Origin of the sequence: Polynucleobacter finlandensis, from assembly GCF_018881755.1 — a bacterium.
GTDB lineage: Bacteria > Pseudomonadota > Gammaproteobacteria > Burkholderiales > Burkholderiaceae > Polynucleobacter > Polynucleobacter finlandensis.
Genome location: NZ_JACVPS010000002.1, coordinates 274430 through 298506, shown reverse-complemented (window position 1 = coordinate 298506; position 24077 = coordinate 274430). Strand labels below are relative to the sequence as shown.

At 47.7% G+C, this 24077-nt stretch carries 18 protein-coding genes; 11 read left to right on the top strand and 7 right to left on the bottom strand.

What is annotated here, in order from left to right:
- Window positions 1-77 precede the first annotated feature (77 nt).
- The 3 genes from grpE to hrcA are packed head-to-tail and all read right to left on the bottom strand — an operon-like array spanning window position 78 to window position 2857.
- The gene (grpE, locus tag ICN49_RS02100) at window positions 78-635 is read right to left on the bottom strand and encodes a nucleotide exchange factor GrpE (RefSeq protein WP_216165192.1); all 558 of its coding nucleotides are present in this window, start codon (window positions 633-635) and stop codon (window positions 78-80) included.
- A gap of 59 nt (window positions 636-694) precedes the next feature.
- Window positions 695-1792 carry a ferrochelatase gene (gene hemH, locus ICN49_RS02095; RefSeq protein WP_216165190.1) on the bottom strand — a complete coding sequence of 366 codons (1098 nt, stop codon included), beginning with the start codon at window positions 1790-1792 and terminating at the stop codon, window positions 695-697.
- A gap of 54 nt (window positions 1793-1846) precedes the next feature.
- Window positions 1847-2857 carry a heat-inducible transcriptional repressor HrcA gene (hrcA, locus tag ICN49_RS02090; RefSeq protein ID WP_216165188.1) on the bottom strand — a complete coding sequence of 337 codons (1011 nt, stop codon included), beginning with the start codon at window positions 2855-2857 and terminating at the stop codon, window positions 1847-1849.
- Window positions 2858-2894: 37 nt separating this feature from the next.
- Here hrcA and ICN49_RS02085 point away from each other — a divergent pair, with 37 nt between their 5' ends.
- Entirely contained in the window at window positions 2895-3800 is a 906-nt protein-coding gene (locus ICN49_RS02085) for an NAD kinase (RefSeq protein ID WP_216165186.1), read from the top strand.
- A gap of 26 nt (window positions 3801-3826) precedes the next feature.
- The gene (gene recN, locus ICN49_RS02080) at window positions 3827-5497 is read left to right on the top strand and encodes a DNA repair protein RecN (protein WP_216165184.1); all 1671 of its coding nucleotides are present in this window, start codon (window positions 3827-3829) and stop codon (window positions 5495-5497) included.
- On the opposite strand, the gene glnE is transcribed toward recN, so the two are convergent.
- Window positions 5494-8322 carry a bifunctional [glutamate--ammonia ligase]-adenylyl-L-tyrosine phosphorylase/[glutamate--ammonia-ligase] adenylyltransferase gene (gene glnE, locus ICN49_RS02075; protein ID WP_216165181.1) on the bottom strand — a complete coding sequence of 943 codons (2829 nt, stop codon included), beginning with the start codon at window positions 8320-8322 and terminating at the stop codon, window positions 5494-5496. The genes recN and glnE overlap by 4 nt on opposite strands.
- A gap of 69 nt (window positions 8323-8391) precedes the next feature.
- Between glnE and ICN49_RS02070 the strand changes: the two genes are divergently transcribed.
- From ICN49_RS02070 to ICN49_RS02055, 4 genes are read left to right on the top strand one after another with little or no spacing between them, the layout of a single operon-like run.
- On the top strand, window positions 8392-12561 hold the full coding sequence (locus ICN49_RS02070; RefSeq protein ID WP_216165178.1) for a YhdP family protein: 4170 nt from the start codon (window positions 8392-8394) through the stop codon (window positions 12559-12561).
- Window positions 12562-12585: 24 nt separating this feature from the next.
- Entirely contained in the window at window positions 12586-13419 is an 834-nt protein-coding gene (locus ICN49_RS02065) for a carbon-nitrogen hydrolase family protein (RefSeq protein ID WP_216165175.1), read from the top strand.
- 23 nt (window positions 13420-13442) lie between these two features.
- Entirely contained in the window at window positions 13443-14933 is a 1491-nt protein-coding gene (tldD, locus tag ICN49_RS02060) for a metalloprotease TldD (protein WP_255535361.1), read from the top strand.
- Between the two features lie 19 nt (window positions 14934-14952).
- The gene (locus ICN49_RS02055; protein ID WP_216165173.1) at window positions 14953-16077 is read left to right on the top strand and encodes a 3-deoxy-7-phosphoheptulonate synthase; all 1125 of its coding nucleotides are present in this window, start codon (window positions 14953-14955) and stop codon (window positions 16075-16077) included.
- A gap of 71 nt (window positions 16078-16148) precedes the next feature.
- Here the strand turns inward: ICN49_RS02055 and ICN49_RS02050 are convergent, their stop codons facing one another.
- A complete protein-coding gene (locus tag ICN49_RS02050; RefSeq protein WP_216165169.1) occupies window positions 16149-16730 on the bottom strand; it encodes a cob(I)yrinic acid a,c-diamide adenosyltransferase in 582 nt (193 codons plus the stop codon).
- A 41-nt stretch (window positions 16731-16771) separates the two neighbouring features.
- Between ICN49_RS02050 and ICN49_RS02045 the strand changes: the two genes are divergently transcribed.
- From ICN49_RS02045 to proC, 5 genes are read left to right on the top strand one after another with little or no spacing between them, the layout of a single operon-like run.
- Window positions 16772-18262 carry an FAD-linked oxidase C-terminal domain-containing protein gene (locus ICN49_RS02045; protein WP_439650839.1) on the top strand — a complete coding sequence of 497 codons (1491 nt, stop codon included), beginning with the start codon at window positions 16772-16774 and terminating at the stop codon, window positions 18260-18262.
- A complete protein-coding gene (gene glcE, locus ICN49_RS02040; protein ID WP_216861068.1) occupies window positions 18262-19413 on the top strand; it encodes a glycolate oxidase subunit GlcE in 1152 nt (383 codons plus the stop codon). The genes ICN49_RS02045 and glcE overlap by 1 nt, the downstream gene beginning before the upstream one ends.
- 8 nt (window positions 19414-19421) lie before the next feature.
- On the top strand, window positions 19422-20702 hold the full coding sequence (gene glcF / locus ICN49_RS02035) for a glycolate oxidase subunit GlcF (protein ID WP_216165166.1): 1281 nt from the start codon (window positions 19422-19424) through the stop codon (window positions 20700-20702).
- On the top strand, window positions 20699-21424 hold the full coding sequence (locus ICN49_RS02030; RefSeq protein ID WP_216165163.1) for a YggS family pyridoxal phosphate-dependent enzyme: 726 nt from the start codon (window positions 20699-20701) through the stop codon (window positions 21422-21424). The genes glcF and ICN49_RS02030 overlap by 4 nt, the downstream gene beginning before the upstream one ends.
- On the top strand, window positions 21421-22281 hold the full coding sequence (gene proC / locus ICN49_RS02025) for a pyrroline-5-carboxylate reductase (RefSeq protein ID WP_216165160.1): 861 nt from the start codon (window positions 21421-21423) through the stop codon (window positions 22279-22281). The genes ICN49_RS02030 and proC overlap by 4 nt, the downstream gene beginning before the upstream one ends.
- Here proC and ubiA read toward each other — a convergent pair.
- Complete coding sequence (ubiA, locus tag ICN49_RS02020) at window positions 22278-23147, bottom strand: 4-hydroxybenzoate octaprenyltransferase (RefSeq protein WP_216165157.1); 870 nt, start codon at window positions 23145-23147, stop codon at window positions 22278-22280. The two genes, proC and ubiA, sit on opposite strands and share 4 nt — an antisense overlap.
- Window positions 23147-24073: a LysR substrate-binding domain-containing protein gene (locus ICN49_RS02015; protein WP_216165154.1), complete on the bottom strand. Its 927-nt coding sequence runs from the start codon at window positions 24071-24073 to the stop codon at window positions 23147-23149. The genes ubiA and ICN49_RS02015 overlap by 1 nt, the downstream gene beginning before the upstream one ends.
- Window positions 24074-24077 lie beyond the last annotated feature (4 nt).

Here is a 24077-nt window from a genome sequence, read left to right as displayed (position 1 = left end):
TCAAGGGCTAAAAGTGCAAAAAAGGCAGAAATCTGCCCTTTTATGCGTTTTTGGGCCCTCTAAGGCCTATAAAAGCCTTATTTAGCTGCGCTAACCATTACTAAAGCGGGTCTTAAGACGCGATCTGAGATCGAATACCCTCTTTGAAGCACAGAAACCACGGTATTGGCGTCTTGCTCGGACGGCACCGAGGCGATTGCTTGATGGTGATGGGGGTCAAATTTATCGCCTACCGCAGGGTTAATTTCAGTCATGCGACCTTTTTCAAAGGCACTCAGCAACTGCTTGAGTGTGATCTCAAGGCCTTCCTTAAAGGCTTTGGCATCAATAGCTTCTGCATTCAGAGCAGCATACAAACTATCCGTGACTGGCACTAAGTTCTCCGCAAAACCCTCAATGGCAAATTTATGGGCCTTAGAAATATCCTCTACGGCACGGCGACGAATATTCTCGCCCTCAGCTTTTGCACGCAGGTAGTTGTCTTGCATTTCTGCAAGCTTCTGGTTTAAGTCGGTAATCACTTGCTCAGGTGTTTGGGCGGCGAGCTCTGGCTCAGCGGCGGCCTGAGTCTGTTGATCGGCATCCAACTGCTCTTTGGATTGATCTTCGGGGGAAGCTTGGTTTTCTTGTGTCATGGCAACTAATTCACTTTTCTTTAAGAATGGTTACTTCTTTGCAATATGGGGGCAGATGATTAAATTTCAAGTGAGGACTTTACCGCCTGAGCACGTTGGCTGCGCAAAGTCAGTTCAGCATCTGATTCAACACCTAAAGGCCAGCCCAACAGATGTTGATAGGCGATATCGCCTAAGGCATCAATCCATTTTGGATTGCTATTCAAACAAGGGATGTAACGATAATCTTTTCCACCATGCTCCAAGAAAATCTCACGCGCTTCCATCGCAATCTCTTCTAGCGTTTCCAAGCAGTCTGCTGGAAACCCTGGGCAGAAAATATCAATCCGTTGACAACCTTCTTTTGCCAATTTCTCAATAGTGGGGGCTGTATAGGGTTTAAGCCACTCCGCTCTTCCAAAGCGAGACTGAAAAGTAACCAAATATTGCTCGACATCCAAACCAAGCGCTTCACCTAGCAAGCGACCTGTTTTAAGGCATTCACAATGGTAAGGATCGCCCTTCATTAAATTGCGTTTCGGTAAGCCATGAAAAGACATCACCAAGCGATCGCCTTTTGAAAAATCAGGTCGACCATCCCTGTCCCATGCGCTCATGACTTGATCACGCAAAGCAGCAATATACGCAGGGTTATCGTGATAGTGCTTTACTAAACGCAACTCCGGCTGATTGCGCCAAGTCCCCAAGACTCTAAAGACTTCATCAAAACTCGAAGCGGTAGTTGTTGCAGAATATTGAGGATACAAAGGTAGTAACAATAAACGCTCCATCCCTTGATCCTGCAGGGCTTTAAGCGCTTCCGTCGTGGATGGCTGACCATAGCGCATCGCTAAATCGACCAAGACTATGTGACCCTGATCAGCAAATTTCTCAGCAAGTGCTTTGGCTTGTAAGCGCGAGTAGTGCATTAAAGGCGAGCCTAATTTTGGCAGCCAAATCGAGGCGTATTTTTTGGCAGAGGCGCTACTCCGAATCGGCAAAATAATGCCATTCAAAATGCACCACCAAATCACCCGCGGAATTTCTACGACACGCGGATCAGAGAGAAATTCTTTGAGGTAGGCTCGCACCGCTTTGGGTGTCGGTGCAGATGGCGTGCCTAAGTTCAACAGTAGTACTGCCGTCTTCGTGGTGCGTAAATGTGGATTTTCGTTCAAAGCAGTTTGTCTCTAAAAGTATTGTTGGGTTGATGTCATTGGACTTGCCAGTAATTAAGAGCTTAAAGCGCCAGACAATAATTTAGAAGTGATGTCAACAATCGGAATCACTCTGTCGTAAGCCATGCGGGTTGGGCCAATCACCCCTAGCGTACCCACGATCTGACCGTCAACACTGTATGGCGCACTAATCACCGCTAAATCTTCATAAGGAAGAAGATCGCTCTCACCACCAATAAATATTTGAATCCCATCTGCATGACTCGATACGTCCAAGAGTTGCATCAATACAGATTTTTGCTCAAGCATGTCAAACATCTTGCGTAGCTTATCTAAGTTGGAACTTAAGTCGCCCACATTGAGCAGGCGGCGCTCACCGGACATCACGACCTCGCTTTGACCCATGCCATAGTCCGATACTCCACTTTGCAAAGCCAAGGCCATCAAACCAGCAATGTCGCTACGCAAGTTGTCTAAGTCAGATTTGAGGTGGGCTCGCACGTGCTCAAAACTCTTGCCGGCAAATTGGGCATTAATAAAGTTACCGGCTTCAATCAGTTGACTCGGGGTGTAATCCTGTGTAGTGGGCAAAATCCGGTTTTGCACATCACCCTCTGGGGTCACCACAATCAAGAGAATTTTGCCTTCGCCCAAACGCAGAAATTCAATATGCTTAAAGACCTGGGCACGCTTGGGTGTCATTACCACCCCAGCAAAATGGGTCAAATTCGATAAAAGTTGAGCCGCTGAGCTCAAAACCCGCTGAGGAGAGTCAGGCAAAAGTCCTTTTTCAACCTCACGAGCAGCTATTTCTTCTAATGGGCGCACTGTCACCATGGTGTCCACAAACAAGCGATAGCCCCTTGGGGTTGGAATACGCCCAGCCGAGGTGTGCGGGCTGGTTACCAGACCCATATCCTCCAAATCGGCCATCACATTCCGAATGGTGGCAGCCGAGAGGTCTAAACCGGAGAAGCGAGATAGCGTGCGGGAGCCAATAGGCTGCCCCTCTTCAATATAGCGTTCGATGAGGGTTTTCAGTAAGGCGCGGGAACGATCATCCATGGTGGAAGGGATTTTATGCCTATGGTTTAATCGTTATATGTTAAGCCCATCCTCAAATTCCATCAAAAAGGCATTTAGCCGACTTGCGTTTGTCGGCAAATATCAGGCCGACGGGATAGAGGACCACTTAAACGACCTCGCTAAGCTCGTTTCTGGCCTGGGTTGCGAGGTATTTTTTGAGACTTCCACCGCAGAGCATTTAAAGCTCAAGGGATACCTCAGCAAGAATGTTGGAGATTTTGCCGGGGCGATTGATCTTGCGGTAGTTTTAGGTGGCGACGGAACCATGCTTGGCATTGGGCGTCAACTGGCCGGCAGTAACGTGCCTCTCGTTGGAATCAATATGGGACGTCTTGGTTATATGACGGACATTCCGATTGGAGATGTGCACGTCGTTCTACCAAAAATTATTGCGGGCGAATACGAAGCTGATACAAGAACACTATTAGATGCAGTGGTTCTGCGTAACGGCAAAGTCATCAATCGCGCTCTTGCCCTCAATGATGTTGTTGTGAACCGCTCTGGTATCTCCGGAATGGTTGAGCTTGCAGTACAAGTCAACGGGTCTTTCATGTACAACCAACGCTCCGATGGCTTGATTGTTTCTACACCTACCGGCTCTACCGCATACGCTCTCTCTGCTGGCGGGCCTATTTTGCATCCACGCGTTGCCGGCATCTTGCTGGCGCCGATTGCACCGCACTCACTTTCCAATCGTCCAATCGTATTACCTCAGGATGCGGTAACTAGCATTGAAGTAGTTGAGGGTCGCGAAGTGATTGTGAATTTCGATATGCAATCGCAAACCAATTTGGAATCAGGCGACAAAATCGAAGTACGTCAATCTGACAAAACAATTACCCTCTTGCACCCTCGCAACCATAGTGACTACAAAACCTTGCGCGAGAAACTGCACTGGAATGAGTACCCATCGACATTCTGATGTCGAGTTCTTTGCTACGCTAAGACATGCTTCAAACTCTTGCACTCCGTGACTTTGTCATCGTTGATCAACTCGAACTGGATTTTTCTGCAGGCTTCACCGTCTTAACTGGTGAAACGGGTGCTGGCAAATCGATCCTGCTCGATGCCCTAGGCCTAGTACTGGGTGAACGTGCAGATAGCAGCCAAATTCGGGAGGGTAGCAATCGCGCAGAAATCAGCGCCCTCTTCCGCATTGACTCCCAACAGGTAGAACACTTTAACCAATGGTTAGATGATCAAGGTTTCCCTACTGAAGATGCAGGCCAAAGTCTGCTCCTTAAAAGAACCGTTGAAAGTAACGGTCGTAGTCGCGCCTTCATTAATGGCAGTGTCGCAACACTCGTGCAATTGCGCGAAGCTGGTGATCAATTGGTCGATATTCATGGTCAACACGCTCATCAATTACTACTCAAGGGTGGTGCGCAGCGTGAGCTACTAGATCGACATGCCGGGCTACTACCAACTGCTGTTGAAGTGGCGCAAGCATTTAAGATTCTCAGCGACTCGCGTCGTCTTTTAGCGCAAGCTGAAAATGCTGGTCAAGATATTGAGCGTGAACGTGAACGGCTTGAATGGCAGCTCGAAGAGTTGACCGAGCTCTCACCCCAAGAAGGCGAATGGGATCACATTCAAGTTGAGCATGCGCGACTTGCCAATGGCGCCAAGATTATCAGCGGTTGCCAAGAAGCAATTGACGTTTTATCTGATTCAGATGGTTCAGTGGAATCCGCCCTCTCCAAAGCCAGTTCAAATATGGGTGCTTTAGCCCAGCATGATGCTGCGCTAGCTGAAGTGAGCCAAGCCCTAGAGTCTGCACAAATTCAAATCGATGAGGCTGTTCATAGCCTGAATCGCTATCTACAAAAGTTAGACCTTGATCCCGAACGCTTAGGTCAAGTTGAAGAACGGATGCAAGCTTTACATACGGCTGCCAGAAAATACCGTACCGAGGCCAATGCACTGCCGCACTTACTGTTGGAGACTACTGACCGTCTTGAAGCGCTCACTGCTTCCCAGAATATTGAAGCTTTGCGTGAAAAAGTAAAACAGGAGGAAGCTGCTTACCTCAAGCTGGCAAAACAACTCTCCCAAAAACGCAGTAAGGCAGCCCTCGATCTTGGCAAGCTTGTGACTGCAGCGATGCAAGATTTATCAATGGCTGGCGGCCAATTAGAAATTGCGTTAATCCCATTGAGTGAAGGTGGCTCGAATGGCTTGGAACAAATTGAGTTCTTGGTTGCTGGGCATGCAGGCAGTACACCTCGCTCTTTAGCCAAGGTGGCATCCGGCGGAGAGCTAGCGCGTATTAGTCTCGCCATTAGCGTGATCACCAGCAAAGCCTCATTTACGCCTACACTTATTTTTGATGAAGTCGATGCTGGCATTGGTGGTGCTGTTGCCGAAACCGTCGGTACATTATTACGTCAGCTGGGTGAATCACATCAGATCTTATGTGTCACCCACTTGCCTCAAGTAGCCGCACAGGGCAATCATCACCTCAAGGTCAGTAAATCTCAAAGTGGTGACAAGACGCTTTCACAAGTCAGTCCTCTGGCTAGGGCTGATCGCGTTGAAGAAGTTGCGCGTATGCTTGGTGGCGCCACTATTACGGACACAACCCGTCGTCACGCTCGCGAATTACTAGAGCAAAACTAAATATTAGATGGTGCTTTAAAAATCTGCTGCCATAAATTCAGGACAGCATTTCTGGCGCTTGCCAAAACTAACTCAGAATCAATATTCACACGCGTCTTATCGGCGCCATCCAAGCGTAAACGGTGCTGACGAGATCTGAACAGGCGGTAAGCATCGGCCACTTCTTGGGCAGCAGACTGCTCTATCAAGCCAGCTTCTGCAGCCATCCGCAGAAGTGCAATATTGCCTAAATTACCAATCAATTGATGATGTTGATGGGAGTAGGCCAAAACTAAGAATTGAACAATAAATTCAATATCTACCATTCCGCCTGCATCGTGCTTCAAATCAAACTCGCCGGCCGGATTAGGGTGACCAGCATGCACCTTACGGCGCATCTCCAAAATCTCATTACGCAATACATCAATATTGCGCTTTTGACTTAAAACCTCGAAGCGCACACCATCAAAAAATTGACCTACCGTTGGGTTGCCTGCCGAGAACCTGGCTCTCGTTAAAGCCTGATGCTCCCAAACCCAGGCTGCGTTATCACCCTCTCGCATCTGATACTTTTTAAAAGCATCTGCATTCGTCACCAAAAATCCAGCTGACCCGTTAGGACGCAAGCGGGTATCAATCTCAAACAGGCTGCCCGTCGAGGTGTAGGTTGTCAGCCAGTTGATCATGCGCTTCGCTAAGAGGCCATAGATTTCTTGTGCGGCGTATTCTGACTCTGGCGCTTGATACAAAAATACTAAATCGAGATCAGATGCATAGCCCAACTCTTTGCCACCCAGCTTCCCATAAGAAATCACGGCGAATGGCACATCTATAGCGAGATGTTGATCCTCAGGCAAATCAAACTTCTTGGCAACTGACGGCCACACACGCTCAAAAGTCGTTTGCAAAATCAAATCAGCCAATGCGGATAGATGATCGCTAACTTTTTCGACAGGTAGCGCTTGATCCACCCCAATACCAAGATCAGCTAATAAGGTAATAAAGGTTTCGTTGTGATGTGTAACACGCAGGATATCCATGGCTTGCTCAGAGCCATCTCCATCGGCCATCACATCATCTAAGCGCATGTTTAAAGTGGTTTTAACCTCCCGCCAATAATCCTCTGGGTGCTCTACTAGCAAAGCCTCGGCACGTGGATTGAGTAAATGATCCAATAGGTGTGGATGCCTCGTTAGATATTGCGCACCCCATTGCGAGGCCTTGAGCAAAGCTAGTACATTGGATAGTGCCTTTGGATACTCCGACAAGATGGAGAGATAAGCACTCCTTCTGGCAATGGCTTCCAACAAATCAAAAAAGCGTAGCAAAGTGATATCAGCACTAGCCCGCATAGATTGTTCCGCCTGCACACTCTCCGCCGCCTTGCGAATCAGACTGTGAAAAATCAGGCGACTTTTTTCTGGTAACTGCCTTTCCTTTGGGCCGCCACTCCATGCCTGCCAGCGAACCAGCGACTCAGGGAAATGCTGGCCGTCTGGCTCCCAATCAATCGATAAAGGTGCAAGATCTAAGCGCTCACTATCTTTTAATACGAATGCTCTTTCAAAGAGTTGGGCGACCTTGTTTTGATGTCCTTCTAACTCAGCCAGAAATTGAGCGCTCGTCTCCGTCACATCTGGACCACTCATGCTCTGAGCAAGACGTGTTCGAGCAGATTCATCATCGGGCAAATAATGTGTTTGCTGATCCTCCCAAATCTGAATGCGATGCTCTAAGCGCCTCAGATATACATACGCATCCTTTAATGCCCGGACCTCACCGGCAGGCAAGATGCCTCGCTTTTCGATCAAGCTCAAAATTTCCAATGTGGGTCGAGCGCGAAAACGGGGATCAGTCCCGCCCCGCATGAGCTGAAACATTTGCGCCAAAAACTCAATTTCCCGAATCCCACCACGACCCAATTTAATATCGCGGGAACGGCCTTGGTGGCTTGAAGACCTTTTATCTGCCTCGCGTTGAATCTGCGCATGCAAGTCTCGAATAGCTGCAATCACGCCGTAATCCAAATGTCGACGATAAACAAAAGGTCGAATAATTTGATCTAGCTCTTTTTCGCAAACAGCAAAAGAGGGTGAGTCAGGCATTGGCGCGATCAATCTCCCCTTGATCCAGGCATAACGCTCCCACTCACGGCCTTGAACCAAAAGATATTCTTCCAGCATGTCTAGGCTACACACCAATGGACCTGAATCACCATTAGGACGTAAACGCATATCTACCCGGAATACAAATCCATTGGCATCATGCTCAGACAGTAACTTGATGAGGCGCTTGCCCATCCGCGTAAACCACTCATGGTTGGAAAGACTTTTCGGACCACCTTGAGTCTCGCCTTCATGCTCATATAGAAAAATCAGATCAATATCGGAAGAAAGATTGAGCTCCCGCCCCCCAAGCTTGCCCATGCCAACAACCATCAAAGGCATTTCTGCATTAGTAGAAGTGCTCCATGGCAGTCCAAAGCGTCTTTGAAGATCCCCACGAATATAAGCAATCGATAGCGAAACAGTCAACTCGGCAAATGAGCTGAGACTATGCGTTACCTCATCTAAATCTGCCAGGCCGTTGAGATCACGAAATCCTAGATACAGCATTAAACGCTGACGAGCAAGTCGCAAATCTGCCATGAATTGCGACTCATCTTGCTCCTCGTTGGCAATTGCAGCCTCGCAAGGAATCAAGAGATTTTGGATAAATGCTAAATCGATTTTTTGAGGGGTCAGGGAGCCTATCCACCCCTCCCACTTTGGCTGCGCATTTAGCCAACGCTGGGCATAAGTGGAATGCCCCTTCAAAAAGTCCATTTGAGCGGAAAAATTCGTCATACCCTCATCTTAATCCGAGCCTTGGGAGACTCTTGGCGATCCTCTCGAGGCTGACGGATAATAGAGCTCATGCTTCGCAACCTCATCCCACCTCGCCTCCAGAGCGTGCTTCAAAAACGTCCTCCAGGTGGAAGCGGACGCTGGGGTCAGCGCGCCCTTATCCTAGGTGGCTTTATTTTGGCAGTATTTGTGCTCGGACATCTCGGTGTTCGTTTCTTACTATGGCCTCAAGTTGAGAAATCAAAACCAGCCTTAGAAAAACTGATTAGCGCTAGGATTGGTGCAGATGTCTCGATGGATGATGTGCAAGTCTCATGGACAGGCATTCGGCCCAGCTTTGAAATCACCGGATTACGTTTTAATTCTTCCTCAAAAGCCAAACCTTTATTGGAAATTCAAAAAATTAGTGGCGAATTAAGTTGGCTTTCTTTCTACCATCTTGAGCCCTACTTTCATGAGCTGGATTTTGTTGGCGCACAAATTTATGCCCAAAGAAATGCTAAGGGCGTCATCTCTATCGCAGGAATGCCGATCGGTGCAAAATCGGATGATTTTTCAGCTGAGAACTGGCTATTCGCACAAAACACCATCAAAGTAAGTCACGCTCAATTCTTTTGGGAAGATCTCCAAAATAAGAAACTGAATACTTCGATTGAGATTGAAGAACTGAATCTGAGCAACGGGCTACGCTATCACCGCGGCACTTTGATTGCAAATACGCCTTGGCATAAAGGTCAGATCCAAATCCATGCGGACTTTGCACATCGCCTTGGTGGTCAAGCCGGGAACTGGAAGGATTGGGTTGGTGAGTTCTCTTGGGATTTCGCCGACCTCAATCTAAATAAAATTACACAAGACTTCAAAGTGCCTCTTTATGCATTAGAGGGGAGCATTAGCTCAAAAGGAAAATTGAATCTTGACAGTGGCAAACCCGATGGTGGCGCACTCAGCATTGCGGCCGACCGACTAAAAATTCAATTAGCCAAGGATGAAGAGCCGATTGAGTTTGGTAGATTAGAAACTGATCTGATTCAATCAACCGAAAAACAAATGCTTTCAGTAAGCACCAAGTCGCTAGCATGGCGGGACATTGATAGTCCAAGCTCGGCACCCCTCGAGCACTTGAGCCCCATGACCTTCCGGTGGAAGCCACCTGGAGATGGTGGCGATATCAAAGAATTTGGATTTTCATCTCCACAGATATTGGTCGAAGACGTTGCACTATTTGCACTCAACCTTCCCCTGCCTAAAAAAGTCCGGCAATGGATTAAGGCATCTGAAGCAGATGGTGAATTACAAGACCTAGAAATCAACTGGGCAGAAAGTCGTTCTGCACTGTCGGCGCTCCCCATACCCGGCACTTGGTTTAATGCTGATAAATTAGATTTCACTGTGAGCGCCAAGCTGATTGATCTAAGCTTTGTTGGCATCAACAAATCCATGCCTAGCGTTTCTCATTTAACCGGAGTTATTACAGCCGACCAAAAGCATGGGAGTTTGAGCCTAGCGTCCTCCAATTTAGAGGTAGAAATAAATGACTTTCTAGTTGATCCAAAAATTAAATTAGATAAAGCAAGTGGGCAAGTCAGCTGGGAAAAATACAAAGGCGGCTGGATCATTAATGCCAAGCAAGTAGCGCTTAGCAATCCTGAGATTAATGTCACTCTCAATAGCAATTACATTCTGAGCGGGCCGAAACAAGCGGATCAACTGACTCTAGACATGGACTTTGTACAGGCAAAACTGGCTAGCGCACATCGCTACCTTCCTGTCGGGATGGATAGCGATAGCAAGCAGTTTCTTGGAAAAGCCTTTGATACTGGCCTCATTCGCAACGGCACCCTACACATCAAAGGTGACCCTAATCAGATCCCCTTCCCTAAAGAGCAATCCGGTGAATTTGCACTGACCCTACCGATCACTGATGCCACCTTTAAGCCCGCCCCTCTTTTATCTAAATCACAGGGCGAATGGCCGGCATTTACCAAGCTCAGTGGTGAAATCAGCATGAAACAGTCCACATTAAATGTGGATATCAGCCAAGCAAATTATCAAAGCGTGGTGGTGAGCAAGGTTCATGCTGAAATACCCAATGTCAGCGCCAAGCAATTAATGCTTTCCGTTACCGGTAGCGCCCAAGGAGAAGCGCAACAAATGCTCCAGTACCTCTTTGCGTCTCCGGTTGGTAAAAGCCAAGAGAGCCTAGAAAAAAATCTTAAAGTGTCTGGTTTCACAAGCTTAAATCTGGCCTTAAGCATTCCGCTATCAGGCAAAGCGGATACCCATATTGATGCGAAGTTAGACCTTCCAGGCAATCGAGCTCAGTGGGGTAGCTTTCCACCTCTAGATAATCTCAAAGGCAATATTCGGATTACTGAACTTAATCCCGAATTTGAAAATGTCACGGCTAATTTCTTAGGGGGTGCCATCAACATTACTAGTGCGCCTTCTACAACTGCAAACCCTAGCTTCAGCATCAACGGCAATATTGATGGTAGCTTTATTAAACAGTATTTTTCCGCAGACCTTAACCCTACAGTCAGCTCGATTCTGGCCGGCATGAGTGGTTCGGCAAAATACGAGGGCTCGCTCAACTTCAGCAAAGCTGGCAGCGAAACGAATCTGAAATTAGATTTAAGAAACTGGGCCAGTCAAGCTCCCGCCCCAGCTAAAAAATCTGCAGGCACTCCAATGCTAGGCCAGCTCAATCTTCGCACCTACGTTAATAGCAAAGCAAATTCTGCTCGCGCAACTTGGTCTGGCAAGATTGGTGAACAAATTTCTCTGCAGGGCAGCCTCGGGCTCGACAATGAGATTCGCCATGCACTAGGCGTTGGCGCTCCTGCCAATCTTCCCCAACAGGGATTTGCGCTGAATCTTCAAGCTAGCGATCTGAATGTAGATGCATGGCAAGAGTTTCTCAGTGCGGGACATCGGAACAAAGCTGTCAAACAGAATTCCGCCGACGAGAGCAATATTCAAGTCAATGCTCAAATCAAAAAACTGATCCTACTGGATCGCGCTTGGTCTGATGTTGGCTTGGTTGGTAACAATAAAAACGATATCTGGCAATTACGCCTCAATTCAACGCAGGCTGCAGGACAGATTCGCTGGCAGGAAGAAAACTCTACTAACCCAAGTGGATTAATTACTGGCCACTTCACTCGCCTCAGAATTCCAGACCCACTTGCAAATGCCAACCCTTTGCCAGAATCTGTCTCTAAAAATCAAAACAATCGTACACAAAAGAGTGTAAATAAAGAAAAGCTGAGTCCTAACTCTATACCAAGTCTCAATATCACCATTGATGACTTTTCTTGGTCTAAAGCGCAATTGGGTGCGATTAAGATTAAGTCACGCACCAGTAAAAACCTCTTAAACCTAGAGTCCGTTCAAATAGCCAACCCTCAAGGCAGTTCATCTCTCTCAGGACAGTGGAGTAGCGACATTGCAAATGGAAAAGACCATAGCACTCTGAACATTGATATGGATGTAAAGGACGCTGGGCAAATTATTGCTCACTGGAGCAATACTAAATCTGTAGAAGGTGGTCAAGGTAAGCTCACTGGAAAATTAGAATGGGATAACAACTTATTTATTCCAGACTATGAAACGCTCTCAGGGAAGATCGCTCTCAATCTCGACAAAGGGCGCTTGTTAGAGGTGAACTCTGATGCCGCCAAATTACTCAACGTACTGAGTCTACAAAGTCTCTTTAGATTCGCTACCCTTGATCTCCAAGGTAGTCTAGGCAATATTGTGACTAAAGGAACACCTTTTAACTCTATTGAGAGCAGCTTTGACATTACCAACGGCGTTGCCCAAACTAATCAATTCACAATGGAGTTGGATCAAGCGCGTGTTGCTATTAATGGGCAAATCAATATTCCCAAAGAGACTCAGGACCTTCGTATAACGGTATTTCCAACGATTGATGCGGCCGCAGGATCTGTAGTGGCGGCTTTTGTTATTAACCCAATCGTCGGTCTCAGTGCACTTGTGGGTCAATATCTGATCACCAACCAAATCAATCGTGCCATGCAAACCGACTATTTAGTACAAGGCTCATGGACTGATCCAGAGGTGATTCCACTTGATCAAAAGGGTCAACCGATTGACCAAAAAACTTTGGACAGCATTCGCACCAAGGGTTTACTGAAAGAGCAGGCCAAGCCAAATGCGCCGAATACCCAAAACACCTCACCTTCAGTAAGCCCTACCACTAACCCTCAAAACTAACTGATCTCTTTATTGCGAATATCTATGAGCGCCTCAGCTATGCCTTCTCAGTTACAAATCGCCTCTATTCAGATGATCTCCACCCCAGTGCTTCAGGAGAATCTGGATACCGCCAATAGATTGATTGAGCAGGCAGCCAAAACGGGCGCTCAGCTTGTCGTTCTGCCTGAATACTTTTGCCTCATGGGATTAAAAGATACCGATAAAGTTCTCGCAAGAGAAACATTAGGTAGCGGACCGATACAAGAGCAGCTCGCCGCGATGGCGAAAGCCAATGACATCTATCTGGTTGCGGGGACCATTCCCCTCGAGGCGCAATCCACTAGCAAAGTATTGAATACCACTTTAGTCTTTAATCCTCAAGGCGAGCGTATTGGCCGCTACGACAAAATTCATTTATTTGGGTTTCAGACAGCAACCGAGCGCTATGAAGAATCCGAAACAATCGAGGCGGGCAATACTCCGAGCGTGCTTTCTATCAAGATCAATCATGAAGAATGGCGCTTTGGTTTAAGCATTTGTTACGACTTGCGCTTTCCGGAGCTATACAGATCGCTAGGAGAGGTGGATTGCCACATCATTCCAGCAGCCTTCACTTACACAACCGGCAAGGACCATTGGGAAATTCTGCTGCGCGCCCGTGCGATTGAAAACCAATGCTATGTCTTGTCTTCAGCACAGGGTGGAACACATATCAATCAACGCCGTACTTGGGGCAATAGCATGCTCATAGACCCCTGGGGTACGGTATTGGCAAACCTTCCCGAAGGCGAAGGCTTTATTTCTGGGGTTCTGAGCAAAGATAAATTAAACGAGGTACGCTCTAAGCTCCCAGCACTAAAACACCGCAAGCTATAAAGCGAAAGACTTACCGAAATAATATGAATGCACCAGAAGCACTATTTCCAACTGATTGGACTAAACCCAAAAAACAGGTGGATCTTCTTAAGCTAGCCAAATCAATTTTGCTTGAGCCCACTGGTTTATCCGAACAAGATTTGCATCGCACCTTTGGCAGCATGTTTGCTCACCGCTTAGATGATGCGGATTTGTATTTCCAGCACACCCGCAGTGAAAGCTGGAGTCTGGAAGAAGGCATCGTTAAATCTGGTAGCTTCAATATCGACCAAGGCGTCGGCGTGCGAGCGATCTATGGAGATAAAACTGCCTTCGCCTATTCAGATGAAATTAATTTAGAAGCATTAAACAAGGCGGCCAAGGCCACCCGGGTCATTGGCCCAGAAGGTGGCAAGCAAGCCGTTGCTAGCAAAATCTTCAGTCCTGTTTCCAATGGGCTTTATTCCGATTTAAATCCCTTGGATTCACTTCAGCCTAAAGAAAAAATTGCGCTGCTTGAAAGTATCGAGCGTCGCGCTAAGGCACGCGACCCACGCATCATTCAAGTGATGGCAAGTCTTGCTGGAGAATTTGATGTTGTCTTAGTGTTGCGTGCTGATGGCTTATTGGCCGCCGATGTTCGTCCGCTAGTACGTGTCTCAGTCCACGTGATCGCAGAACAACATGGCCGTCGCGAGTCTGGATCATCTGGTGGTGGTGCACGACATGACTACGGATACTTCAATACGGAACTCATCAATCAATACGTGGATGAAGCGGTTGATGGCGCCCTCGTGAATCTCGACTCACGCGCCGCACCCGCTGGCCCAATGACGGTCGTTATGGGGCCGGGCTGGCCTGGTGTATTACTTCATGAAGCAGTAGGTCATGGTTTAGAAGGCGACTTCAATCGCAAAGGCTCTTCAGCATTTGCTGGTCGCATTGGTCAACGGGTAGCCGCTAAAGGCGTGACAGTTGTTGATGACGGCACGCTATCTGGTCGCCGAGGCTCGCTCAACATTGATGACGAAGGTACGCCAACCCAATGCACAACCCTCATAGAAGATGGCATATTGAAGGGCTATATTCAGGACAGTTTGAATGCCCGCCTGATGAAAATGCCACTTACTGGCAATGGCCGGCGTGAAAGTTTTGCCTCGCTACCGATGCCACGCATGACCAATACCTACATGTTGGCCGGTAAAGATGATCCCCAAGAAATCGTTGCCAGCATTAAACGTGGCCTCTATGCAGTCAATTTTGGCGGTGGGCAGGTTGATATCACTAGTGGCAAATTTGTATTTTCTGCATCTGAAGCCTATTGGGTGGAAAACGGCAAAATCCAATACCCCGTTAAAGGCGCCACGATTATTGGTAGCGGTCCCGAGTCCCTAAAACAGGTCTCTATGATCGGAAATGACCTCAAATTGGATGGCGGCGTGGGGGTCTGTGGCAAAGAAGGGCAAAGTGTCCCCGTAGGAGTTGGACAGCCAACTTTACGGATTGATAGCCTGACTGTGGGTGGAACGGCCTGATACGGCTTAAAATAGTCGTATGAGCCAACAAAATACTAATCCCGCCAATTGGTACGCTGCCGTTGATAAAACGTCAGATACCGACGATCAACGCATTCATAACATCACTGTTCTGCCCCCGCCAGAGCATTTGATTCGCTTCTTCCCTATCTCGGGAACGCCAACTGAATCCTTGATTAGCAAAACTCGCGGCAAAATTCGCGACATTATTCACGGCAAAGATGATCGCTTATTGGTGATTATTGGACCTTGTTCCATTCATGATCCAAGAGCAGCATTGGAATATTGCCAACGCCTCTTAGTCGAACGTGAGCGCCTCTCTGGTGAGCTCGAAATTGTGATGCGCGTGTATTTTGAAAAGCCACGCACTACTGTTGGTTGGAAAGGTCTGATCAACGACCCTTACCTTGATGAAAGCTATCGCATCGAAGAAGGATTGCGGATTGCGCGTCAGGTTCTCATGGAAATTAATCGACTTGGCATGCCAGCAGGAAGCGAATTCCTTGACGTTATTTCTCCGCAATATATTGCTGACCTGATTTCTTGGGGCGCCATCGGCGCGCGTACAACTGAGAGCCAAGTTCATCGCGAACTTGCTTCTGGTTTATCCGCACCTATTGGCTTTAAGAACGGTACTGATGGCAATATCAAAATTGCTACCGATGCTATTCAAGCAGCAAGTCGTCCACATCACTTCTTATCTGTTCATAAGAATGGTCAAGTATCGATCGTGGAAACAAAAGGTAATAAAGATTGCCACGTCATTTTGCGCGGCGGCAAAGAGCCAAATTACGAAGCCAGCTTTGTCGATGCAGCATGCGCAGAGCTTGCAGCAGCAAAGCTTCCAGCCAGTCTGATGGTCGATCTATCCCATGCAAACTCGAGCAAGAAGCATGAGCGTCAAATTGTGGTTGCTGACAATATTGCCGAGCAAATTGAATCTGGCTCACGCAAAGTGTTTGGTGTGATGATTGAAAGCCATCTCAATGATGGGGCTCAGAAATTCACGCCAGGCAAAGATGATCCAAACAAACTGGAATACGGCAAGAGCATTACAGATGCCTGCATTAACTGGGAAGACTCCGTTAATGTATTGCAACGCTTGGCTACTGCCGTGAAAGCTCGTCGTAAAAACAAGAAGTGATCTAAAAATAAGTTCAGAAATAAAAATGGCGCCCTAAGGCGCCAACGCTGTATCAAACAAATGAGGCTAAATTACTTGGCCTCATTTGTTTTGTCAGCCTTTTGATGGTTCCAAAGAATATCTGTGCCGCCAGCTGCCCGATTTAAAACTCGTGACAATACAAATAACAAATCCGATAGGCGATTAACGTATTGACGTGGGGCATCATACAAAGGCTCAGCCCAGCCAAGTCGCACAATAGAGCGTTCTGCTCTTCTGCAAACCGTTCGACATACGTGGGCTTGTGCTGCAGCTCGCGTTCCACCGGGCAGAATGAATTCAGTCAGCGGGGGCAAAGTCTCGTTGTATTTCTCAAGCCAAACATCGAGCTGTGCAACATGCTCTGGTTTGAGCAAGGTGTAATTCGGGATGCAAAGTTCACCACCCAAATCAAAAAGATCATGCTGCACCTGCAAAAATAGTGCTTGCAGCTCTTGGGCAACGCTCTCAGGCAGGTTTTCAGTCATCAGAACGCCAATTTCAGAGTTCAACTCGTCCACGTCGCCCATGGCGCAGATCCGCAGATGGTCCTTCTCCACGCGGCTGCCATCACCCAATCCGGTCATTCCAGCGTCACCAGTTCTGGTGGCAATTTTTGAAAGTCGATTTCCCATGAAGTCATTATAGGTAAATGGCTAAAATGAATCATATGAACATGGTTACCACGCCCCCAGATCAAGCAGCTATTAGCGCCCTGCAATCAAAGCTCGTAGCTGCCCTTAAGCCCATCCTCCCTGAGCATGCCTTACTTTGGGAGCCTGAAGATACTATTCCTTATGAATGTGATGGCTTAGCAGCCTACCGCCGAATGCCTTTAGCGGTTGCCCTGCCTGAAACCGAAGAGCAGGCAGCCCAGATTCTGAAGATTTGTTACGCCATGCAGGTGCCGGTAGTTCCCCGCGGATCTGGCACCGGCTTATCCGGTGGTGCAATGCCCATAGCGCAAGGATTAGTGCTCTCACTTGCCAAGCTCAAAAAGATAGTCAGCATTGATCCATTTACCAGGACTGCAGTAGTCCAGCCCGGCGTTCGCAATTTAGCCATTTCTGAAGCGGTTGCCCATCTCGGCCTGTATTACGCTCCTGATCCCTCTTCGCAAATCGCCTGCTCCATTGGCGGCAATATCAACGAAAACTCAGGTGGCGTTCATTGCCTTAAGTATGGCCTTACCTTACACAATGTTTTAAAAGTACGCGGTCTTCTCATGAATGGCGACGCCGTTGAATTTGGTAGCTTAGCGCCAGACTCCCCAGGTTTAGATTTATTGGCCATCATGATTGGTAGCGAAGGCATGCTCGCCGTCGTTACTGAGGTCACCGTGAAGTTGGTTGCCAAGCCAAAATTAGCACGCGTGATCATGGCAAGTTTTGATGACATTGAAAAAGGTGGTGATGCTGTTGCTGCAATCATTGCAGCCGGCATTATTCCCGCTGGTCTTGAGATGATGGATAAAGCGACAACGCGCGCTGTTGAAGAGTTTGTGCATGCTGGTTATGACCTCAATGCTGAAGCAATTTTGTTATGCGAGTCCGATGGCACGCCCGAAGAGGTTGCTGAAGAAATTGAACGCATGACCAAAGTTCTTGAAGAGGCTGGTGCTAGCGGCATTCAGATTTCTCAAGATGAATCTGAGCGCCTTAAATTTTGGAGCGGCCGAAAGAATGCCTTCCCAGCTGCAGGTCGTTTAGCAGCTGACTACTACTGCATGGATGGCACCATTCCCCGCAGACATATTGCAACTTTGCTAAAGCGCATTCAGGTGATGGAAAAGAAATATGGTCTTGGTTGCTTAAACGTATTTCATGCGGGTGATGGCAATATGCACCCACTAATTCTCTTTAACGGTGCAGATCAAGATGAATGGCATCGTGCCGAAGACTTCGGTACTGAAATTCTGGAAGCCTGCGTTGAGTTAGGGGGCACGATCACTGGAGAGCACGGAGTTGGCATTGAAAAAATTAATTCCATGTGTGTGCAATTTGGTGAAGGTGAACGTGAAGCATTCTGGGGCGTAAAAGAAGCATTTGATCCAGAGCGCCTACTGAACCCCGATAAAGCGATTCCCACATTGCATCGCTGCGCCGAATATGGTCGCATGCGAATTAGCGGTGGCGCTCTGCCTTTTCCAGAATTGGAGCGCTTCTAATGATCCATCTACCAAATTCAAATATTGATGTATTCCGCGAGCAAATTCTAGGAGCCTCTAAAGCTGGCACGCCTCTATCTATAGAAGGTGGCGGAACAAAATCTTGGTATGGCAATCCTAATAACTTTGCAAAGCTAAACACTCATACCTATTCTGGCATTTTGGAATACCAACCTGAAGAATTGGTCATTACCGCTTGCGCTGGCACTCCCTTAAAAGAAATTGAAGCGGCTCTAGCAGAAAAGAATCAGATCTTGCCTTTTGAACCACCACACTTTGGCGATGGCGCTACTTTTGGTGGTGCCGTTGCCGCTGGTCTTGCTGGGCCTGGACGGATCAGTGCCGGCAACCTCAGAGACTTTGTTTTAGGCGCGCGCGTCATGGATGGCAAAGGTCAAGATTTATCTTTTGGCGGTCAGGTCATTAAGAATGTCGCTGGATATGACGTCTCTCGCTTAATGCCGGGCTCCTTGGGAACTCTTGCCCTTCTCCTAGAAGCCTCAGTCAAGGTCTTGCCAAAGCCAGCTGCGACAGCTACTCTGCGTTGCCACATTTCTCAAGCTCATGCACATCAACTCCTGAATGAATGGGCTGGACAACCATTACCCTTATCTGCAAGTTGTTGGATTGGCGTCGCCAATTCTGAAGAACATGGTGAGCTAACCATTCGACTATCTGGTGCAATTGCTGCAGTTCGTGCGGCAATACCTTTGATGAGCGCAGCCATTAATGCAAAAGAACTTGACCCAATAACAGCCGAAACATTTTGGAAGAATTTACGCGAACAACAACTTAATCCATTTACGAATTTGGGTGCTGATGAAACGCTTTATCGCTTAGCGCTTCCTGCAGCATGCGGCCCAATTGGCTTGCCAAACATGTCTAATGAAATTGTGCTGGAGTGGCACGGTCAGCAACGTTGGTGGAAAGGTTCTAGCGATGACGCCACTTTTGCTGCGTTGAAAGCATTAGCTAGCGCCAATGGCGGGCACGCAATCCGTTTTCGACAGGGAAGCAATGTCGACCCAGCAAAAGAGCGCTTCACAAAATTAAGTGAGCAAGCCCACTCGCAAGCCTTGGAAGCAGTCCAAGCACGTCTCCGGGCAGCATTTGATCCAGCAGGTGTTTTTGCCACTAACCGACTACCTTAAGTTTCTATATGCAAACTCAACTTGCCCCTCAATTTATCAATACACCTGAAGGTATAGAAGCCGCTCGCATTTTAGAAAAATGTGTTCACTGCGGCTTCTGTACAGCAACCTGTCCAACTTACCAACTCCTCGGCGACGAATTAGATGGCCCACGCGGACGCATCTATCTCATTAAACAAATTGCTGAAGGCCAAAAACCTACAGAAAAAACACGTACTCACTTAGATCGCTGCCTGACTTGCCGCAATTGCGAGAGCACCTGTCCTAGCGGTGTGCAATATGGCAATCTTGTAGACATTGGTCGCAAATGGACGGAGGACAATACCCCAGCCCGCCCACTAGCTGAGCGTATTACTCGTTGGGCGCTTAAAGAAGGCCTAACTAAGCCAGCATTATTTAATTCGGCAATGGCACTAGGACGTTTTGTGCGACCTATCATGCCATCTAGTATCAAACGCAAGATTCCAGAGGCGAAAAGTAAGGCTTTAGCAAAGACTACTGACCCCTACGCGCGACCTCAAGCAAGCCACACACGCAAGATGCTCTTGCTAGAGGGTTGCGTACAACCTGGCATGCTTCCCAACATCAACTCTGCAACTGCGCGCGTCCTGGATGCACTCAAAATTCAGTTAATTAGCGCACCCAATGCAACTTGTTGTGGTGCTTTACGCTACCACCTGAATGACCAAAATGGTGGCCTTCAGAATGCCAAGCAAAATATTGATGCTTGGTGGCCCCTGGTTGAGCAAGGTGTAGAAGCAATTGTGATGACGGCATCTGGTTGTGGCGTGATGGTAAAAGACTATGGCCATCTCTTTACCCATGATCCAAGCTATTCCATCAAAGCAAAGAAAATTTCCGAATTAACTAAAGATATTGCAGAAATACTTCCCACACTCCAAAGTGAATTGATAAGTCTCATCGGCACAGATCCCAAGCCAGGGGTGGTGTATCACCCACCATGCACTTTGCAACACGGTCAGCAAATTCGTGGCAAGGTTGAGGGCTTATTGGGCAGCATTGGTGTTGGCGTTAATCTCTGTGCCGATAGCCATCTCTGTTGCGGTTCTGCAGGCACTTACTCGGTTACCCAACCTGCATTATCTGAGCAACTCCGCAAAAACAAATTAACCCATTTGCAAACTGCTTGTGAAGAGTCTGGCGCTGAAACGATTGTTTCTGGAAATATTGGCTGCATTACACACTTGCAACAGGATGACACGCCGGTTTTGCATTGGATTGAGATCGTTGACAAACTCATTACCCAAAAAAATTCAGCTACTCAATGAGTCAGATTACCAATAACTTAATGCGGGTGAAACAGCGTCTTGAGTTAGCTGCCCAAGCGAGCAAGCGTGAGCCCGAAGAGATTGAGTTGCTTGCCGTCAGTAAAACCTTCCCTACGCAAGACATTGAAGAAGCGATGCACGCAGGACAAACTGCTTTTGGTGAAAACTATGTCCAAGAGGCAGTTGAAAAGATTACCTTGCTTGCCAAGCTCCGCCCGTGGCTTGTTTGGCATTTCATTGGGCCGCTTCAGAGTAACAAGACTAAAGAAGTGGCAGAACACTTTGACTGGGTTCATAGCGTTGACCGCCTTAAAATTGCAGAACGACTTTCTGCTCAACGTGGCGAGTTCCCTGATGTTGCGGATCTACAAGTGTGCATACAAGTCAATGTCAGCGAGGAAGATAGCAAGAGTGGTATTCCTCTGAATGAGGCTGAGGAATTATGCAGCGCGATTGCCAAACTCCCCCACCTCACCCTCAGGGGGTTGATGGCCATTCCAGCGCCAAGCCCAAACCCTTCTTCACAGCGCCAGGCTTTTGCTACCGTGCGGGAATGTTTTAATCAGATCAAAGCAAAGCATCTGAACGATATCGGTTATGAATTTTTTGACACTCTATCGATGGGCATGTCAGATGATATGGAGTCGGCGATTGCCGAAGGTAGCACCATGGTTCGAGTAGGAACGGCCATATTTGGGAAGCGCGATAAGATAAACGTATGAGCACAAAACAGTTAAATCAAAATACCCGCATCACCTTTATTGGTGGTGGCAATATGGGTCGAGCTTTAATTAGCGGTCTTTTAGCTAACGGCTTTGAAGCCAATCAACTTACCGTGGTGGAGGCCAATGCCGAGACCGCCATTGGTTTACATCGCGATTTTGGTATTCAAGTAATTGGCGCTTTAGATCAAATTGCTTTTGACTTCACCAAGAACAATGCTGTGGTCATGGCTATCAAGCCCCAAGACTTTAATGTGGTTGCTAAAGGATTGAGTGCCAAACTAAAACATGCGACAGCGCCAGGCCCACTGATTCTGAGTATTGCTGCTGGAATTCGTCTTAAGGATATGAGTCGCTGGCTTGATCATGCGCGTTGCGTGCGTGCGATGCCGAACACCCCCGCCCTGATTGGCAAAGGGATTACGGGTCTCTTTGCAGATGCTGCTGTGAATCAAGATGATCGCGTACTCGCAGAAACTATTTGCCATGCCATTGGCCAAGCAGTTTGGGTGGCTGAAGAAAAATTGATGGATGCTGTCACTGCAGTTTCAGGTAGTGGCCCGGCTTACGTCTTTGCTTTTTTAGAGGCTATGCAATCCGCTGGTGAAAAGTTAGGCTTAGATGCTACTACTGCACGTCAGCTTGCTTATGCAACGCTTGAAGGTGCAACACAGCTGGCACATAACTCGGATGAGCATGCTGGCGTATTACGCGAACGCGTGACATCCAAAGGTGGAACGACTGCTGCTGCACTTGAAGTTATGAAACAACATGGTTGGCATGACATTCTGGAAAAAGCCATTGATGCCGCAAGTCAGCGTGGCAAAGCGATGGGCGATGAACTAGGTAAAAGCTAATTCAGCGCTAGACCTAGGACGATTCCAAAAAAGAGGAATCCACCCAACCAGTTGTTGTGACGAAACGCCTTAAAGCACTCAGCCCTGCCACGAGTCAAAACTAATTTGAGGTGATAGATGGCGCATGCCAAAGCACCTAACCAGCCCAACCAAAAATAAGCGCTCAGGTGAGCGAGCTGCGCTACCCAGATTTGACTCAGAAGTAACACGCCGTAGCAAACTCCAATTGCTAAAACATCAAAGCTGCCAAAGGTGATTGCGGATGTTTTTAAACCTAAACGAATATCGTCATCTCGATCAACCATGGCATAGGCAGTGTCATAGGCAATCGCCCAGAAAATATTACCTACAAACAGAATCCATGCCTCTGGTGGAATGAAATCCAGCACAGCCGCATAAGCCATTGGAATACCAAAACCAAATGCAATCCCAAGAATGGCTTGAGGGATGGCGAAGAATCGTTTGGTAAATGGATAAACAATGGCGACTACCAAAGCAAAGACCGAGAGTGCTTTAGTAAAAGCATTCAGTGGCTGAATCAGTAAAAAAGCCATCAGTGCCAAGACGCTTGCTACTCCGAGCGCTTCTTTGCCAGAGATCCTGCCACTTGTCACTGGACGCCCTTGCGTTCTTTGCACGTGACGATCGAAATCTCGGTCCGCATAATCATTGACAGCGCAGCCAGCACTTCGCATCAGGAAAGTGCCAACAGTGAAAATGATGAGGATGTTCCACTCGGGAAAGCCGCCGCTTGCCAGCCACAATGCCCACCAAGTAGGCCACAGAAGTAGTAATGTACCAATCGGCTTATCGAGACGAATCAGATAGCCGTACGCAACAAGACGGGCAATGGCGGGATGACGCATTAAATAAAGCTCACTCCTGGCAAATCACATTTGCGAATAATCTGAGCAAGCTTTTGCATCACTTCAGCGCGAGGGTAGCTCTTGCGCCATACCAAACACACCTTGCGGGTTGGCACAGGTTGATCTAAAGGAATATAACGAATCAACCCCTCATGGGTTTTTGGATCGAGCACTGAGGTTCTAGGCAGGACTGAGATACCAATGCCACCCGCTACCATTTGACGAATCGTTTCTAAAGAAGAACCTTCGAAACTACGCTGCTCGCCAATCGTAGATCCGGAACCAAAACGATTTAACTCAGGACACACACCCAAAACGTGGTCGCGGAAGCAATGCCCAGCACCGAGTAATAAGGTGTTTTGCTCTCTTAATTCTTGATGGGCAATCGACTTACGCTGCTCCCACACATGTCCTTTAGGAACTGCAACCAAAAAGGGTTCTTCATACAAGTCCACTACATCTAGACCAGCACTTGGAAAAGGGTCAGCCAAGACAGCGCAATCCAATACACCTTGACGCAACATTTCTAGTAAACGAACGGTGAAGTTCTCTTCTAAAAATAAGGGTGCATTTGGAATGTCTTCACGTGCAACCCTCACCAAACTGGGCAATAGATATGGGGCAATTGTGTAAATCGCACCCAAACGAATGGGGCCAGATAAAGGATCCTGTCCATGCTTAGCTAAATGCTTTAAGGAATTAGCCTCTTCTAAAACCCGTTGCGCTTGCTCAACAATCAGTACGCCCAAGCTAGTCATCGCCACTTCAGCACTGGTTCTCTCGAAGATCTGTGTGCCAAGCTCTTCTTCTAATTTTTTAATCGCTACAGATAAGGTCGGCTGAGAAACGTGACAGGCCTCAGCTGCGCGCCCAAAGTGGCGCTCGCGAGCAACAGCAACAATGTAACGAAGTTCCGTAAGTGTCATGGTT